The sequence below is a fragment of the Rhodococcus sp. P3_B8 genome, assembly GCF_056402775.1.
Map to the genome: position 1 here is coordinate 21,334 of NZ_JBFUGT010000010.1, position 16,413 is coordinate 37,746.

Consider the following 16,413-nt stretch of genomic DNA (forward strand, 5'->3'; position numbering starts at 1 on the left):
CCGAGGACCCAGGTGCGAGGGATGGTCCTAATTGTCGACTGGAACCCCAGCGCTGGACCACCGGTAGGTATCCGCCAGCGACGGCGTTCTCCCCTAGGCAGGTTCACCATGCAATTGCGCGAGCTTCAGTGGTTCACGACGCTGGCCGAAACCGAGCACATCACGGAGGCTTCGATACGGTTGAATATCAGCCAGCCGACCCTGTCGCGGGCGTTGGCCCGAATCGAGCGCAAGCTTGGAGTGCAGCTTTTCGACCGCCACCAGAACCGGCTGCGACTGAACAGGTACGGCAAGCTCTACCAGGCCCACGCGTTACGGGCACTGAACGAGTTAGACCGTGCGGAACAACGGATCGCCACCCTGGTCGATCCGGATCGAGGCTCGGTGTCGCTTGGGTTTGCGCATTCCTTCGGTGGGTGGCTGATACCGGATCTGCTCATGAGGTATCGCGGTGTCGCGTCAAGTACGTCCTTCGAATTACATGGGGGTGCTTGCGATTCCGTGGTGGACAGTGTGCGGCAGGGGAAAATTGATATCGGCTTCGTAGCTCCTGAGCCGGCCGCGGACGATCTCGTGTGGATACCGCTCGGGCATGAGGCCCTGTGTTTGAGGGTTCCCGCGGGCCATGCGTTCGAGGGCCATGACCATATCGCGATGACCGATGTCTCAGACGAGCCAATGGTCGCACTGAAGGCTGGACACGGTCTACGCCAGGCCACGGACCGCCTATGCCGGGAGGCGGGGTTCAGGCCTCGCATCGCGCTCGAAGCCACCGAACTTCCCACACTGCATGCCCTTGTCGCGGCCGGACTGGGCGTGGCGGTCGTGCCCGCCGCCCCATCGGGACACCCGTCCGCCACTGGTACCGTCCCGCTCAGCGACCCGACTGCGTTCCGGTGCTACGGGGCGGTCATCCGCAGGCATGGTCCGAGTAGCCAGGCCGCACGGCGTTTCCTGAAATTCGTCGCCGGTGTCTCGGCGATTCCGGCGCGAGCAGACCGCGCGCCGTCCGAAGGAACTCCGAGACGGGTGCTGCGGCCAGCAGTACCTGGCGCCTGGCCGGTGTCGGCTTGAGTACCGAATACGTGTCGTGCCCGAATGAGGGACCGCTCGGGGAGCAAATTTCCGCCGCGGCGCGCGGCTTAGGTCACCTCTCCGCCGTGGGATCGGCGACGTTCCGCGAGCGGCACGTTCACGTCGCAGTCGATCTCGTCGACGGTGGCCATCATCCTGCCTTCACGGTCGGATACGAACGCAGCCGGACCGCTCCGGACGCCTCATCCCGAATTGCGCCACCCGGTGACGAACGAACGCAACGATTCCGTGCCCGCGATCTGCAACTGGCCACGGACGCGTACGCAAGGAGGCTGGTCGACCACGCGCAGGCATCCGCAAATCGGCCCTTCGTGCTGCTCGACGTCGAAATTCTGCTCGCTTCGACTGCGCGGAAGGCGCGGCTGGCACTTCGAGAACTCGAATTGGCGACCCCCTCTAGTCCGACAACCTTGCGATTCGTGGGAACAGCGAGTGGTCTCGCATGTTTGGCCGCGGATATCCGCACAGCGGGAGTCGCAGATGGGGTCACGCTTCTCCCTCTCTGGAACGCTGGCACCGTGGAACTTCTTGCCCAGGTGACGGTTCCGGAACTTCACCGTGCAGGCTTCGTCAACTTTGACACCGCGAGCGCGCTCGTTGCGACCTTGGGCGGAACCACCTTGGGGTAGGCGCTGTCCGATCCGAGTGGACACGCGGTTCGTCTGCGGGTCGTGGACACCGATACGCCTTTGGCGCTATGAGAGGAAGTGCTTTACAACCATGGAATTACGTGAGCTTGAATGGTTTGTCATCCTGGCGCGAACCGAGAACGTGACCAACGCCGCCACACATCTCCACATCAGCCAGCCGACTATGTCGCGTGCACTGGCGAGAATCGAACGTCAATTGGGCGTCAAGTTATTCGACAGGAATCAGAACCGGATCCGGCTGAACAAATACGGTGAGATCTACCGGGCCCACGCGGTCAGAGCAATGCAGGAGCTCACCCAGGGCGAAGAACGGATCCGAACTCTGGTGGATCCTGAGCGCGGAGTGGTGTCCCTCGGATTCCTCCATTCCTTCGGATCCTGGCTCGTCCCCTCCCTGTTGGACCAATACCACCTGGTTGCACCGCTGACCACGTTCGAACTCGAGGGAGGGGCCGCGGACGCCATAGTTGACGCCGTGCGAAACGGCCGGATCGACGTCGGGTTCGTCGCACCTCGACCAAACGCGGAAGATCTGGCCTGGGTGCCGCTGGGCCGAGAACTTCTCTGTCTCGAAGTCCCGCCCGGGGACGAATTCGCCGATCGCGAGTCCATCACCATTGCCGAAATTGCTGGGCGGCCAATGATCGCTCTCGGCCCGAGCTACGGGCTGCGCCAAGTCGTCGACCGCCTCTTCGACGAAGCCGGCCTTACTCCCACCATCGGTATCGAAGCCACCGAATTGTCCACGCTGCGCGCACTGGTCCGGCACGGCCGCGGCATCGCCATCGTGCCGGTTCCCCAGGCCGATCAGCAGTCACCGACGGTCACGATTCCGATCAGCGACGCCAACGCATTTCGCTTCTACGGCGCGATCACCCGGAATTACGGGCCGACGGGAACCCCAGCGAGAGCATTTCTCGAATTCGTGACGGGCCACTTCGCCAGCTCGGATATCGACCGAGAGGACGAGTGACCCTTACCATCAGGTCCCGGGGGGGAGGACGATGTCGAAGGTGACGTCGCTCCACGAGCCGTTCACCACGCGCCCGTCGGGAGTGGGTCCCGACGGGTGACGCTCGAACGCCTTGATCAACGACTCCTTCACGCCGAACACGGCATCCTTCCAGCCGATCTCGTCACCGTCGACGAAGATGTGAGTCACCAAACGCCGTAAGCCAGGCGCAGTCACCATGAAATGCAGGTGACTCGCGCGCATGGGGGAACGACCTACGGCCGAAAGCATCCGCCCCACCGGACCGTCGTGCGGAATCGGATAGGGAGTTGGAGTCATACCCCAGAATCGAAACTCCCCGCTGTCGTCGGCGAAAAGGTGCGCACGTGCCGCGACGCGGTCGTCGCCGTACTGCACGTCGTACTGCCCGTCCTCATCCGCCTCCCACACCTCGATACGCGCGCGGGGAACGGGTTTACCGTGAACGTCGCGGACACTGCCGGTCACCCAGCACGGCTCCCCCTTCGCGCCGAACGACATGTCCTGTCCAAGTTCGATTCGGGGTGAACCTTCCACGAAGAACGGGCCGAACACCGTCGCCTCGGTGGCGTTCGCGACCGATGGATTGTTCATTCCGATCACCTGCATGGACAGTCCGAGTACGTCGGACAGCAGAATGAACTCCTGCCGGGTGTCCGTACACGTCTGGCCCGTTTCGGTGAGGAACGCGATCATCGTGTTCCATTCGGCTTCGGTGAGCCTGACCTCGCGGGCTGCGGCATGCACGTGCCGAACCACCGCCTTCATGACTTCTTTCAATCGGGCGTTCGGCGATTCGCCGAACGAGCCGAGGACGGTGTCGACCAGTGCCTGCTCACGCGCGGCCTGCTCACGCGCGGCCTGCTCGGTCGACGGGTTCAGCTCGGCGTTCGCTCGCTCCTGCTCGATCGTCATACTCGCTCCTGCTCATCGATCGGGTCGCCCGCCCACGCGGCGGCGAGAAGAGTGCGCAGATCGGCCAGCGCGACCGGGCGCGGGTTAGAGGCAGGAACCGCCGCGATGATGCGCTCGGCGGCGGTGTCGATGCCGTCCTCCGGCATACCCAACTGTGAGAGAGAGTCGACGACACCCAGGTCCCGGCGGAGGTCGTAGAGCCCGCGTGCAGCCGACGAGCCACCGAGGGCGTCCGACACTCGGCGCGCTGCATCGGGCGCGGCGGGGCCGTTGAAGTCCATCACGTAGGGCAGCACCACGGCATGCGTGTCGGCGTGTGACAGCCCGAATGCACCACCCAGAACGTGGCAGATCTTGTGATGCAGCGCGCTGCCCGCCGAGGCGAACGCCACGGCCGCGAGGTAGGCCCCGTAGAGCGTGGCCTCTCGCGCGTCAAGATTGTCAGGGTTTTCGGACATAGCCCGCAAGCCGGGAACGAGCGCACGGAGGCCCTCGGTGCCAAGTGCCGTGTCGATCGGGTCGGCACGCGGCGCCCAGAAAGCGTCCACCGCATGGGCGACGGCGTTGAGCCCCGACGCCACCGCCAGTCGGGCGGGCAGCGAGGCGAAGAGAGCCGCGTCATAGACCACGACTCGGGGCAGAACTTTCGGATCGGATCCGGTGGTCTTGCGATCCCCGTCCGTCTGTCCCCACACGTCGGTGGCTTCGGAGCCGGCGAACGTGGTCGGGACGGCAACGATCGGGATCCCAGTGTCGCGGGCAACGAACTTGGCGAGCCCCGTCGACGAGCCGCCGCCGATGCACACGACCGCGTCGACAGCCTCTAAACGCGCGAGGTCGACAGCAGCGCGACCGTTCGCGACCGGCACGTGCTGGACGACATCGTCGATCCGAGCCACGACCGGTACCCGGTGAGCCATCTCGTCCGCGAGGCTCGTCACGAACGAATCAGCGACGAGCAGCACGCGCGACGCGGACAGGTCCCCCACGGCCGAGACGATGTTGTCGACCGCTTGCCCGCGGGCGAACAGCACCCGTTGCCCGAGTGTGGTGTGGTCGAACTCGATCACAGCCCCGTCCTCGCGGAAGTGACCTGGCGCGACAGCCAGGACAGCAGGTGCGAAGCCACGGCGTCCGGCGCTTCGAGAGTCGAGAGGTGGCCGACCCCGGGGAGGACGACCAGTTCCGCATGCGGGACCGAGTCGACGACTTCGGAACCGAGCGCGAGCGGGGTGATCGCGTCGTGTTCACCCACGATCACGAGTGTGGGCACGTCGAGCGTGGCGATTTCGGAGCGCCGGTCGCGTCGGTTCGACACGGCCGTCTGCTGTGCGATGAACACCTCGTCACCGAGATCTCGCGCCATCGTGGCCGCGGCTTCGGCGACGTCCGGCCGCTGCGGGGCGACAGCGCTCGAAATCATTGTCACCGCTTCGTCGAATTCCCCTGCTCGAACTTTCTCGACGAGGCGCTGGGAATTCGCGCGCCGATCGGAATCGGCAGCGATTGCGGACGAGTTGAGCAGTACCAGGCCTCGCACGCGACCCGTTCTCCGGAGCGCGATCTCCAGTGAGACGTACCCACCCATGGAGTTTCCCACGAGGAAGAATTCCTGCGGGCTCTGCTCGAGTACGCGGTCGGCCATGTCCTCGATCGAACTGCCGTGACCGCGCACCACGACGCTGGTTACCTTGTCGCCGAGGATGTCGGCTACCGGCCGCCACGAGCGAGCGTCCGATCCCAGCGCCGGAACGAATACCAGGGGCACGTCGAGCACGTCGCTCATGATGCAGCTCCGTCGACCGCGAGGATGCATCCCGACGTGAAACCGGCATGTTCGGACACGAGGTATCCGACTGCGGCCGCGATCTCCGTACCGGTTCCTGTGCGGCCCAGTGGAATAGCTGCGCGTGTCGCGTCCTGCGTCTCGTCGGACAGCGCCTCGAAGATGGTCCGCACCCGGCCGGCGGTCGGTAGAACCAGACCGGGCGAGACCGCGTTCACGGTGATGCCCGTTGCGCCGAGGTCTTTAGCCAGCTGCTTCGTGAAGCCGTTGATCGCAGCCTTCGATGCGGCGTACGGCAGCCGGGCACCTACGGTGCCCGAGGGACCTGCCAGGCCGTTGGCGACCGCGGACGAGAAGTTCACGATCCGGCCGTAGCCGTGTCGCAGCATGAGTGGCACTGCCTGTCGGCTGCAGAGGAAGGCGCTGGTTACGTTGTTGTCGAGCACCCGCCGCCAGACGTCGGCGCCGAGGTCGTCGAGCGAGCGCACCGGATCCGTTCCGCTGCCTCCGGCGGTGTTGACCAGTGCGTCGAGACGGTCGAACCGCTGGTCGATCTTCTCGAACGCAGCGACGACGGCTACCTCGTCGGTTAGATCGACCGCTAGCGTGAGCACCTCGACGCCGGACACGATGGTCTCGATCTGCTTCTTCGATGTCTCGAGCCCGTCCTCCTGGATGTCCAGGAGGACGACGGAGAATCCGTCTTCGGCGAGTTGCTGCGCGATTTCGGCGCCGAGTCCCTGCGCTGCACCGGTGACCGCCGCGACTCGCCTCTCAGCGTTGTGCTCAGGCACGTACTTTCCTCACTTCGTGATGACGATGAATGGTGATGGTCGGATGCGTGGTCACCCGAGCGGACCCCAGAACGTTTCGCCGCCATAGGTATCGGACATGGGTTCGAGCGTCTCGGGCCAGACTCCGGGTTCGACGCGGCGTCGGCTCTCAGGTGAGCGCACTGTGCCGTCCCACCCGACCTGCTCCATGTAGTAGTAGAGCTGCATCACGTGACCGTCCGGCGCGACCGCGTGGATGGCGTAGTCGATGCCCGGGTGAATCTCCTGCGGCAGATCGATCAGCTTGACGCCGCGTTCTTCGAGGAAGGTCTTCGCGTCCCGCAACTGCTCGTAGGAACCGAGCTGGACGCCGAAGGACAGCAGGGTCGTGTTGTCGCTCAATCCCAGTGCACTCCGGACCTCGAGCGGGAAGAGTGCGATGCTGTGGTGTTCGGTGTTGGCGCGCAGAAAGAGCACGCGGTGACCCTCGACGGTCGACTCCTCGCTCTTCACCAGTCCGAGCGTTTCGGTATAGAAGTGTTCCGCCGCATCGAGATCGGCAACGAAGATGCTGACCGGACCGATGCGGACCGGTTTGAAGGGACGGGCGAGCAACACTCCGCCGACGTCGTAGGTCTTGGGTAGCGTGTCGATCCAGCGGTGCCCCGAGGTGAGGTCGATGCCCTTTTCCTCGGCTTCCTCGAGCTCGCTCGCCTCCGACTTCGTGGGAAGCGCGGGATGTTCGTTGGCCCAGGGCCACATCACTTCCGGCTTGCTGACGCCGTCCCAGCCCACCTGCTCGATGCCGTACTCGAGTTCGTTGGTGTGACCGGTGGGGTCTGGGAAGTAGGTGTGCCAGTTGGAACCGGGGTCGCGGCCGTACCGCTCGATCGTGGAGCCCTGCTCCTCGAGCCACAACCTAGCCTGCACCACCTCACGCAACGATCCTGCCTGCCAGGTGATCTGGTTGACCGTGATGTCGTCCCGAGCAGGGTTGTCGTTCTTGTCCACCCACGAACGGGGCATGAGCACCAGCGTGTGGTGGTCGCTGTTGTGCCGCAGGAAGTAGATCTTGGTGTCGGACAGGCCGTCCAACCACACACCGGGATCGTACTTCTGCAGATCGAGCATGTCTGCGACCACGAAGCCGAGGACATCACGGTAGAAGCCGACGGCTGTTCCGGTGTCAGTGACGCTGATGCCGAAATGGTTGAGACGACGAATTTTGAATGGTCGGTCGTACGAGACACCACCGACCGAGTATTTCTTCGCGGCCATGACTACTTCTTCCCGCCGCGCGATCCGGAGATCGTGTTGGTGATGGAGCCCAGTGCGGTGGAGCTGACCTCCACAACATCACCCGGGTTCAGGAAGAGCGAATCGTCCGCGAACTTCCCCTCGGCGTCGCGGGTGCTGGAATCGACGGCCGTCCCCTTGGGCGTCCCCCCACTGATCAGATCCCCGGGGAACAGCGTCGAATCCCTGGACAGGTACTCCCCGAGCGAGGCGAAGCTATGGATCATCGACTTGGTGTTCCCGCTCTGCCGAACCTCGCCGTTGATGCGTGCTTCCACCGGGATGTCCTGCGGATCCAGGCTCTCGTCGACGACGATCCAGGGACCAACCGTTGCGGCGCCATCGAAGTTCTTCGAGTACTGGAAGTCCGGTCCGAACGAGACGTTATCCCTGATGGACCAGTCGTTGACCAGCGTGTAACCCCAGATGTACGAACCGAAGTCGTTGGCCGCGATGTCCTTGGCACGCTTACCGATCACGACGGCCACTTCCGCCTCGTAGTCGAGCAGGTTGGTCCGGCGCGGGTAGGCCAGGTCGTCACCGTCGGCCGAGACGACTCGCGGGTCCTTGATGAAGTACTTCGGACCACCGGACACCAGCCGGTCGAGGGTTGCCTTGTCACTCCCGTTAGAGGTGTTGTCGGCAGCGGCCTGCATGTGGTCGGCGAAGTTGGCCAGTGCGGCGAAGATTCGCGACTGCCCTTCGATCGGCGCGTGCAGCGTGACTGCGTTCAGGGGGAACACGAGCTGTTCGCCGTCGACGCCCGTCTTGTCGCTGTCCTCCGACAGGAAGTCGAGCGCCGTGTTTGCACCGGCGAGTGCGTCGTCCCCCTGCTCGATGAAGGAATTCAGCTCGGCTGGCACCTCGTGCGCCGCTCGCGCCGCCGGACGCACGCTGTCCGTGCGCTCGGTCAGATATTTGGCGTACGCACCGTTGACGTCGACGACGTCATCGCCCACGACAACGCCGACTCGTCGATTCGGACCGAAGACTGCGATCTTCATTATGCTCCCTGTGATCGTTTGATGCTTGGTGTGGTGGTGCTGACAGACCCGGGGTCACTGCCACCGATTACGGCGTGCGGCTGGACGGATCGACACCCACGTCGTTGAGCAGGCGCCCGCCGTCCGGGGTCAGACTGTAGATCGCGAGCCGAGTGATCTTGCCGTCTCGAACGGTGAAGAAATCTCCCAGTACGATCTGCGAGCCGTTGGCGTTCAGGTCGATCTCCACTGACACGTTCTCCCCGTCGACGACGGGTGTCCTGGGCGAGGGGATCATCTTCCCTGCCTTCAAGCCACCTTCGTACATGCGTCCGATAGCTTCCGCGCCGGAGAGGGTGCCCGCTGCGTTATGCAACAGGGCATCCGGGGCGAACAGGTCCGCCACCGCGGCGGCGTCGCCGGCGGCGACACCGGCGAAGTACGCGGCGACGACCTCGGCGGGGCTGGATGCCGTTGCGTTCCGGGCAGCTCCGGCCGACGTGGTCGACTCCAGGTACCGCGTCGAGGCGTACACGGACTGGTACTCGAGGTAGGGATCGAGGCCCTCGGGGCCGAGTTCTCGTCCGAGGCCGGAGTCCTTGAATCCTCCGAAGGGTGCGCCGAGATCAAGGGTGTAGTAGTTCAGGCCGATCGTGCCCGTGCGGACCTGACGAGCCACTCCGAGGGCGCGATCCTCGTCAACGCTCCATACGGATCCACCGAGGCCGTAGTTGCTGTCGTTCGCCATTCGGACCGCTTCGTCGTCTCCTTCGAACGGGATCAGAGCCATGACCGGACCGAATACCTCTTCGCGCGCCAGACGGTCGGAGTTGTCGACATCGGCGAATACCGTGGGCTGGACGAACCATCCTTGATCGAGACCGTCGGGCCGACCACCGCCCGTCACCAGGCGTGCGTTCGAGTTCTTCGCGATGTCTATGTAGCCGAGCACCTTGTCTCGGTGGGTGGGGGTCGCCATGGGTCCCATGGTTACCGACGGGTCCAGCGGGTCGCCCAGTGTGTACGAGTCGGCGAAGTTCGCGACGGCATCCACCACTTCGTCGTAGCGCGAGCGTGCGATGAGGATGCGTGACTGCGTCGTGCAGGTCTGGCTGTTGTTCAGGAACGATGCGTTGTCCAAGCCCGCGAGGAAGGTCTCGAGGTTGGCGTCCTCGAGGACGATGGCCGCGGACTTTCCGCCCAGTTCCAGAGTGGAACGGCGAAGCAGCCGACCGCACTCCTGACCGATGATGCGCCCTGCTTCGGTCGAGCCGGTGAACGCGATTTTGTCGACCAGAGGGTGTGAGACGAGCGCCGCGCCGGCGTCGCGGTCGCCGAGGACGATGTTGAGGACACCGGGCGGCAGGCCCGCCTCCTGCGCTGCATCGGCGAATACATATGAGTCCAGCGCAGTCTCGGGGGACGGTTTGAGAACAACGGTGCACCCGGCGGCCAGCGCCGGCGCAATCTTGAACATCGCCAGGGCCTGCGGGAAGTTCCACGGAGCGATCGCACCGACGACGCCCACTGGCACGCGGCGGACGATGGTCGATCCCGCCTGGCTCGGGCGGACCGATTCGAGCGGCAGGTTCTCGACGATGTCCGCGTACATGCGCAGCAGAGCCCCCGGGGCTCCGCCGTTCAGTGCCTGCGACAGCCCGAGAATCATCCCGTTTTCGCGGCTGACGAGCGTTGCCGTGTCAACCGCTCGGGCGTCGAGGGCGTCAGCGAAAGCACGAAGCACGGTGGCGCGCTCGGCAGCCGTGGTTCGGCCCCATGGGCCCTCGTCCAGGGCCCGACGGGCGGCGCGAACGGCTGCGTCGATGTCGGCCTCGCTCCCGAGCGCGGCCACCCCGATGCGCTCGCCGGTGGCAGCCTCGATCTGGTCCCGGAGTTCTGTGCGCACCGGGTCGATCCAGGTGCCGTCGATGAAGAAGCGGGTGCGGTCGAGGCTGCTCGGCCGGTCGACGGTGACGGACATAAGTTCTCCTTGCTGCGAGGTCGCGTGATCCCGAACTTCGGTGTCGGCGGGCGCATACGGCCGGCTTGTCGCCTGCACCGGCGAGATCCCGATCACTGTCGATCCTGTGCTGACGTGCCCGTCATCGCAATGCCAGGATGTTCCCCGTCCTCATACTCTGGACGCATTGTCGCTGGTTGAGCGATATGGGAGGACACACCGAGACCTGACCGCCGGTTATTGTCGAGACATGACGGGTGAGAGAAGACGCTACGTGCAATGTCCGTGCGGGGAGCTCATGGAAGGGCGCACCGACGACCTTCTGGTCGACGAGGTTCAGCACCATCTGCGCGAGCAGCATCCGCGTCTCCGGTACGACCGCGACCAAATCCTGTCTATGTCGTACTGACCGGCGTCGTACCGACCAGCATCGTCTCAGTCGACGTGGGGGGTCGGGGCGCCCGCAGCGCGCAGAACCGCGTGGGCGCGGGCCAACACCGGCGCGTCGACCATGAAGCCGTCCACACGCACCGCCGCACCCGACGCAGCGGCGTCGACGATCTTCCGTGCGTGAGCGACGGCGATGTCGCTGGGGTGGAAAGCCGTACGGCTCGGCTCTACTTGCGACGGGTGGATCAGCAGCTTGCCGGCCATGCCCAGTTCGATGGCATAGCGGACGTCGTCGGCGAGAACCGCACCGTCGTTCAGTGCCGTCGTCACCCCGTCCACCGGTCCCGGCTTGTTCGCCACTCGTGACGCGAGCACCAGCTGTGACCGAGCGTGGAGCATCGCGATACGCGTTGGTTCCGCGCCGAGATCCACGGCGTAGTCCAGATGGCCGAACGCCAGCCGTGCAACGCCCGGGTCGGCGGCAATCACTCCCGACCGGTCCACACCGACCGCGGATTCGATCAGCGCGATGACGGGGCACCGGAGTCGCTGGCGGAGATCGAGATACCGGACGGAATCGTCCGCCTTGGGGACCATGACAGCGGTGAGTCCCGGCAGATCCGACAGTGCATCCACGTCGCCGATGTGCTCGGGGTCGCCCACCGAGTTCACGCGCACGCATGCGCGTCCGCCCTCGGACAACCACCGCACGACCTCGGTTCGCGCTGTGGCCTTGTCTCCTCGTGCCACCGAGTCCTCGAGATCGAGGACTATGACGTCCGCCCCGGTGGCGAGCGCCTTGTCGAACCGGTCGCTGCGGTTCCCGGGAACGAACAGAAACGTCGTGGCCTCCTGCACTCGCGCCGTGGTCTCCGCGAGCGCGGAGACACTTGTCGACACGGTCAGAACCCCGCCGGAACCGTGGATTCGGGTGCGATCCCGAACTCCGCCAGAATCGCCTCGGTGTGCTGCCCAACGTCCGGGATCGGACCCATGACGGGGGTCGAATCGGACATGGTGACGGGTGGAATCAGGGCGCGCAACTCCCCGACCGGCGACTGGTAGGTGCGCCACCTGCCCCGCGCTTCGAGCTGCGGATGCTCCGCGAGACCGTCCATGGTGCGCAGCAGAGCGTTGGCGATACCCGACACTTCCAGTAGCTCGGCCACCCGCTCGGCCGTGAAGGCTTGGAAGACCCCCTCGATAACGGCGCGCAACTCCGCGTTGTGCTCGACACGCAGGGAGTTGCGCACGAAGCGCTCGTCTCGCGCCAGCTCCGGCGATCCGAGGAAGGTGCAGAACGTCGCCCATTCCCGTTCGTTCTGGATGCCGAGGAAGACCTGGTTGCCGTCGCCGCACGTGAAGGGACCGTATGGAGCAATCGCCGCGTGCCGGGCTCCGGTGCGGGAGGGGGACGCGCCCCCGTATATCGCGTAGTTCAGCGGAAAGCCCATCCACTCCGACAACGCTTCGAGCATCGACACCTCGATCGTGGCGCCCTCGCCGGTGCGCTCCCGTTTAATCACGGCGGTGAGCACACCCGAATACGCGTACATTCCCGACGCGATGTCGGCGATGGAGATACCGACCTTGGACGGTTCGTCCTCGGTACCGGTGATGGATACCAGGCCAGCTTCGCACTGGACGAGCAGGTCGTACGCCTTCTTCGACGAGTACGGCCCACCCGTTCCGTAACCCGAAATGGACACGTGGATCAACCGCGGATTCCGAGCACGGAGCTCCTCGGCGCCCAACCCCAGCCGATCCGCCGCCCCGGGGGCGAGGTTCTGAACAAAAACRTCGGCCCGGTCGACCAAAGCCTGCACCGCTTCTCGGCCCTCCGCACTCTTCAGATCCAGGGCCACGGACTCTTTGGACCGGTTCAACCACACGAAATGACTGGCGAGGCCGTTGACGGTCTCGTCGTAGCCTCGCGCGAAATCACCGACGACCGGTCGTTCGATTTTGATGACGCGCGCGCCGAGGTCGGCCAATTGTCGTGTGGCGAAGGGAGCGGCGACGGCCTGCTCCAACGACACGATCGTGAGTCCATCAAGAGGATTCATGTTGCAGTTCTTTCGTTTCGAGTGGCGTCCGAGGCGGCGCGTCCTACACGGACGAGAGCAGAGACGGACTTTCGAGGGTCTTGGTGAAGTACAGAACTTCTGCGGCGAATTCTGGGTCGCGAGACATGCGCCGGAACATCTCGAGGTCCTGGTCGCGCGTGACGGGATCCGACGAGTGGAAGAGCAGCTTCTTGTTCGACGATGCGCGCGGACTCGCCTTGTCCACGAACGCGGCCCGACGCTGGTCCGCGTACGCGGTCAACACCTCGTCGTCGGCGCGGTGCTGCGCCACTGCCCCGAGGCCCTCGATGAGCGCGTAGGAATCGAACAAGCCCATGGTCAGCCCCAGTCCGCCTGTGGGATTGGTCGCATGCGCGGCGTCGCCGGCAAGAAGCACCCTGCCGGCTCGAAACGACGACGCGGAACGCTGGTGCATCCGATACGGCGATGCCGCGACCACCTCGGTCCGGGCGGCCACTTCGGGTCCGAACACGGCGGACAGGAACCGCGGCATGCGTTCGTCGATGGAATCGGCCGGAAGCGAGGCATCCTCCATATAGGTGTAGCGCCACATCCCGTGATCGCCGGACTCGTCGATCTTCGCGATGATTGCCCCGTAGACATCGTCGACGTAGAACGTCGACTGGGCCCAGCCGTCGCGGTCGTCCGGGAAGCGGACGTTCGTCGCCACGAAGCGCTCCGGCCACGTCATACCTTCGAAGCCCAGGTCTAACGTGCGTCGAACGGCCGAGCTCGCACCGTCCGCTCCGACCAGCCACTGCGACCGGAGAACCGTGTCGCCGTCCACGCCGCGCACGGAGACGGTCACGCCCGACTCGTCCTGATCGATGCCGGTGACCTCGTGGTCCCACAGCACCCGCGCGTTGGCGAACGTGTCGAGCTCCTCGAGGATGACTTTGGCGAGCGCACCCTGCCCCAGATGCAGGTTGTACGGTCGTTCGACCTTGCCGTTCAGGGCAGCAAGCCCGTAGGAGATGATCTCCCCGGTGTCTCGAACCCGATATGCATAGTCCTGCTTGAGGAAGCCCGCCCCACATGCCTTCTCCAACAGGCCGAGCCGTGACAGACCGTCCAGCGTCGACCAGTGGTAGACGATCGCTCGCGGTGTGTCCTGCAACGCGGGCGCACGCTCGACCACCGATACACTGATTCCGTGCTGGGCCAAACCCAGCGCGGTCAGCAAACCGGTCGGCCCGGCTCCGACGATTGTTACCTGCTGGTCTTCTTGCACGATTCCTCCGTACTGCGTTCACGACAACTCTGGGCTGTCGCTCCGATGTTCACGATCCTTTACTCGGCCCCGTAAGGCCAATACCATTGCAGCACCGTTGCCATACACTTGGCGCATGGACATCCGGAGCGTCAAATACTTTCTGGCCGTCGCGGATGCGGGGTCCATCACCGAGGCGGCGCGCATTCTGCACCTCTCGCAACCGCCTCTCAGCAGCGCGATGACGAAGCTGGAGGCCGAGCTCGACGTTCGCCTGCTGGACCGGCACCCTCGCGGTATCGCCCTGACCGATGCGGGCCGCTATCTGCAAAGCGCCGGCCGGCGGCTCGTCGCCGAAGAACAGAGAATCACCTCCGCGCTTCGGTCAATGGGGCAGGGCCTCGAGGGCGATCTTCGGATCGGCGCGGAGCCGATCGGGATGTGGCGGGTCGTCAGTGCCGCAGTTGCGGTCTTCCTCGCCGAACACCCGCGCATCACACTGGAGCTCACCGATGCCAATCCCCAAGTGCTGCTGGAGAACCTGGCTACCGGGTATCTCGACCTCGCTGTCGTGCCCGTTCTCGCCGAGGAGCCGCTGCCGACGATCAACGATGTCGCGTTCTCCATGACGATCATCGCCCACTCGTCGCTGACTCTCGTCGTGCCGCGCTCATCGTGGCTCGCGACGCAGGACCGAGTGCACCTGTCCGACCTCCGACACGAACGGTGGGTCCTTCCGTCGCGGTTACCGGGCGCACGGAGCTTGTCCCGGCTGCTGGACGACCGGTTCGCAACAGCAGGAGGCAGCCCGGCGTCGGTGATATCCGTGCCTACCGTCGAAACGGCCGCCAGTCTCGTTACTGCCGGTGTCGGGGTGTCCGTTCTGAGTCGCGAGCTGGCCGAACAGCATCCCGGCGTGGCGAAAGTTGCCGTCGAAGAGGGATGGCCGGACCTTCCGCTCGGCGTGGTGAGCCGCCGAGACGGCGTCATCACCCCCGTCGCCGAACGGTTCGGCGACATTATCCGGAACCTCGATAACCACGACCCCACCAGCCCGGATCAGACGAGCGAGGACCCGACGGGTAGCATTCCCTGAACTGTGTCCCAGCGGGTTTCGCGTCGCAGCATCGCCCGAATCCTGACGAATTCCGCGCGACGTTCGAATGCCAACACTCCGGTCACGGTGTCGCCGAGCTTGTACACGAACAGCGAACCGCCCGGTTCCTTACTCTCGACGATCTCCTCGGCACCGGTCAGAAACCCTGAGAACTGGATGCGGACACCGTGTTGATCCGACCAGAAGTACGGAACGGTGACGCATTCCACGGGCGGCAGCCCGGACACCGTATTGGCAGCATTCGTTCCCGCGACACGCCCCTGCTCCGCAGCGTTGGTCCAGTGCTCGACGCGCATCGAGGTACCGAACCGACCGTTCGGCCAGCGCACGAGGTCACCGGCCGCGTACACACGATCCGCTGCGCGCAAGTGCGCGTCGCACTCCACACCGTTGTTCAGGGTTATTCCGGAATTCTCCAGCCATTCGGTCGACGGGCGCACGCCGATACCGACGAGGATGACGTCCGCGGGTACGGTGTCACCCCCGGCGAGACGGAGCACGCGGCCATCCGAACTGTCCTCGACGCCGACGACCGCGTCACCTAGGCGCAGTGTCACTCCCGACTCACGGTGCAGGGCTGCATAAGCCGCCGCAACCTGGTCGCCGAAGCGCCCGAGGGGTTTCTCCGCGAGGTCGACGATCGTGACATCGCGGCCGTCCTTGACCAACGTCGCCGCGAACTCGCCGCCGATGAATCCGGCTCCGATCACAGCGACTGACTTGGTGTGATCGGACACCGCGGCACGCAAAGCTTGTGCATCCTGGAATCGCCTGAGCGCGAACACGTCCGGCAGCCCGCGGAACATCTCCGGGAAGATGGGATCGCACCCGGTGGTGATGACGACGGCTCCATACTCGACCTCGCCGTTCGACGTGACGACGCGGCGACCCGCCACGTCCAGTGCGGTGGCACGGGTGTTCAGAGCGAACTCGACCCCCCGTGCGCGCAGATCCGCCACGGACGGATACGTCAACGCCGCGAGATCCAGGTCGTCGCCGAGCCCGATCTTCGAGAGCGGAGGACGCTCGTATGGGGGATGCGCTTCGTCGCTGACGATGGTGACGCCGAGGTCGGGCGCATGCCGGGTAACGGTCTCGGCCGCGCGGATAGCGGCGACCGATCCTCCGACGATGAGGACGTCCGTTGTGGTGGACATAGC

General features: G+C 65.0%; 14 protein-coding genes and 1 pseudogene. 3 read left to right on the plus strand and 12 right to left on the minus strand.

Annotated features, from left to right (window positions below; translation table 11 throughout):
- The first annotated feature begins 108 nt into the window (after positions 1-108).
- Together AC1D1G_RS06655 and AC1D1G_RS06660 are read left to right on the plus strand one after the other, a co-directional pair.
- Complete coding sequence (locus AC1D1G_RS06655; protein ID WP_095869839.1) at positions 109-1,074, plus strand: LysR family transcriptional regulator; 966 nt, start codon at positions 109-111, stop codon at positions 1,072-1,074.
- A gap of 666 nt (positions 1,075-1,740) precedes the next feature.
- The gene (locus tag AC1D1G_RS06660) at positions 1,741-2,718 is read left to right on the plus strand and encodes a LysR family transcriptional regulator (protein ID WP_241031738.1); all 978 of its coding nucleotides are present in this window, start codon (positions 1,741-1,743) and stop codon (positions 2,716-2,718) included.
- A 9-nt stretch (positions 2,719-2,727) separates the two neighbouring features.
- Here the strand turns inward: AC1D1G_RS06660 and AC1D1G_RS06665 are convergent, their stop codons facing one another.
- From AC1D1G_RS06665 to AC1D1G_RS06715, 11 genes and pseudogenes are all read right to left on the minus strand, one after another.
- A complete protein-coding gene (locus AC1D1G_RS06665) occupies positions 2,728-3,651 on the minus strand; it encodes a dioxygenase family protein (protein ID WP_477951549.1) in 924 nt (307 codons plus the stop codon).
- Positions 3,648-4,721: a maleylacetate reductase gene (locus AC1D1G_RS06670; RefSeq protein ID WP_095869836.1), complete on the minus strand. Its 1,074-nt coding sequence runs from the start codon at positions 4,719-4,721 to the stop codon at positions 3,648-3,650. Before AC1D1G_RS06670 ends, AC1D1G_RS06665 begins: the two co-directional genes overlap by 4 nt.
- Positions 4,718-5,437: an alpha/beta fold hydrolase gene (locus tag AC1D1G_RS06675; RefSeq protein ID WP_241031739.1), complete on the minus strand. Its 720-nt coding sequence runs from the start codon at positions 5,435-5,437 to the stop codon at positions 4,718-4,720. Before AC1D1G_RS06675 ends, AC1D1G_RS06670 begins: the two co-directional genes overlap by 4 nt.
- Positions 5,434-6,231 carry an SDR family NAD(P)-dependent oxidoreductase gene (locus AC1D1G_RS06680; RefSeq protein WP_095869835.1) on the minus strand — a complete coding sequence of 266 codons (798 nt, stop codon included), beginning with the start codon at positions 6,229-6,231 and terminating at the stop codon, positions 5,434-5,436. Before AC1D1G_RS06680 ends, AC1D1G_RS06675 begins: the two co-directional genes overlap by 4 nt.
- Positions 6,232-6,282: 51 nt before the next feature.
- Positions 6,283-7,488, minus strand: a complete 1,206-nt coding sequence (locus AC1D1G_RS06685) for a VOC family protein (protein ID WP_095869834.1) — start codon at positions 7,486-7,488, stop codon at positions 6,283-6,285.
- 2 nt (positions 7,489-7,490) lie between these two features.
- Positions 7,491-8,510 (minus strand): fumarylacetoacetate hydrolase family protein, encoded by a 1,020-nt coding sequence (locus AC1D1G_RS06690; protein ID WP_095869833.1) that lies wholly within the window; start codon positions 8,508-8,510, stop codon positions 7,491-7,493.
- Positions 8,511-8,577: 67 nt separating this feature from the next.
- The gene (locus AC1D1G_RS06695; RefSeq protein WP_240960383.1) at positions 8,578-9,003 is read right to left on the minus strand and encodes a nuclear transport factor 2 family protein; all 426 of its coding nucleotides are present in this window, start codon (positions 9,001-9,003) and stop codon (positions 8,578-8,580) included.
- Positions 8,995-10,470: pseudogene (locus tag AC1D1G_RS06700) on the minus strand (aldehyde dehydrogenase); the annotation flags it as partial. The gene AC1D1G_RS06695 and the pseudogene AC1D1G_RS06700, both read right to left, overlap by 9 nt.
- 414 nt (positions 10,471-10,884) lie before the next feature.
- Positions 10,885-11,739 carry an HpcH/HpaI aldolase/citrate lyase family protein gene (locus AC1D1G_RS06705; protein WP_241031741.1) on the minus strand — a complete coding sequence of 285 codons (855 nt, stop codon included), beginning with the start codon at positions 11,737-11,739 and terminating at the stop codon, positions 10,885-10,887.
- Between the two features lie 2 nt (positions 11,740-11,741).
- Positions 11,742-12,905 (minus strand): CaiB/BaiF CoA transferase family protein, encoded by a 1,164-nt coding sequence (locus AC1D1G_RS06710; RefSeq protein WP_095869831.1) that lies wholly within the window; start codon positions 12,903-12,905, stop codon positions 11,742-11,744.
- Between the two features lie 43 nt (positions 12,906-12,948).
- Positions 12,949-14,157 carry an FAD-dependent oxidoreductase gene (locus AC1D1G_RS06715; protein ID WP_095869830.1) on the minus strand — a complete coding sequence of 403 codons (1,209 nt, stop codon included), beginning with the start codon at positions 14,155-14,157 and terminating at the stop codon, positions 12,949-12,951.
- A 115-nt stretch (positions 14,158-14,272) separates the two neighbouring features.
- On the opposite strand from AC1D1G_RS06715, the gene AC1D1G_RS06720 reads away from it, so the two are divergent.
- Complete coding sequence (locus tag AC1D1G_RS06720; protein WP_095869829.1) at positions 14,273-15,232, plus strand: LysR family transcriptional regulator; 960 nt, start codon at positions 14,273-14,275, stop codon at positions 15,230-15,232.
- Here AC1D1G_RS06720 and AC1D1G_RS06725 read toward each other — a convergent pair.
- Positions 15,196-16,410, minus strand: coding sequence for an NAD(P)/FAD-dependent oxidoreductase (locus AC1D1G_RS06725; RefSeq protein ID WP_133987365.1), 1,215 nt, complete (start codon positions 16,408-16,410; stop codon positions 15,196-15,198). The genes AC1D1G_RS06720 and AC1D1G_RS06725 overlap by 37 nt on opposite strands.
- Positions 16,411-16,413 lie beyond the last annotated feature (3 nt).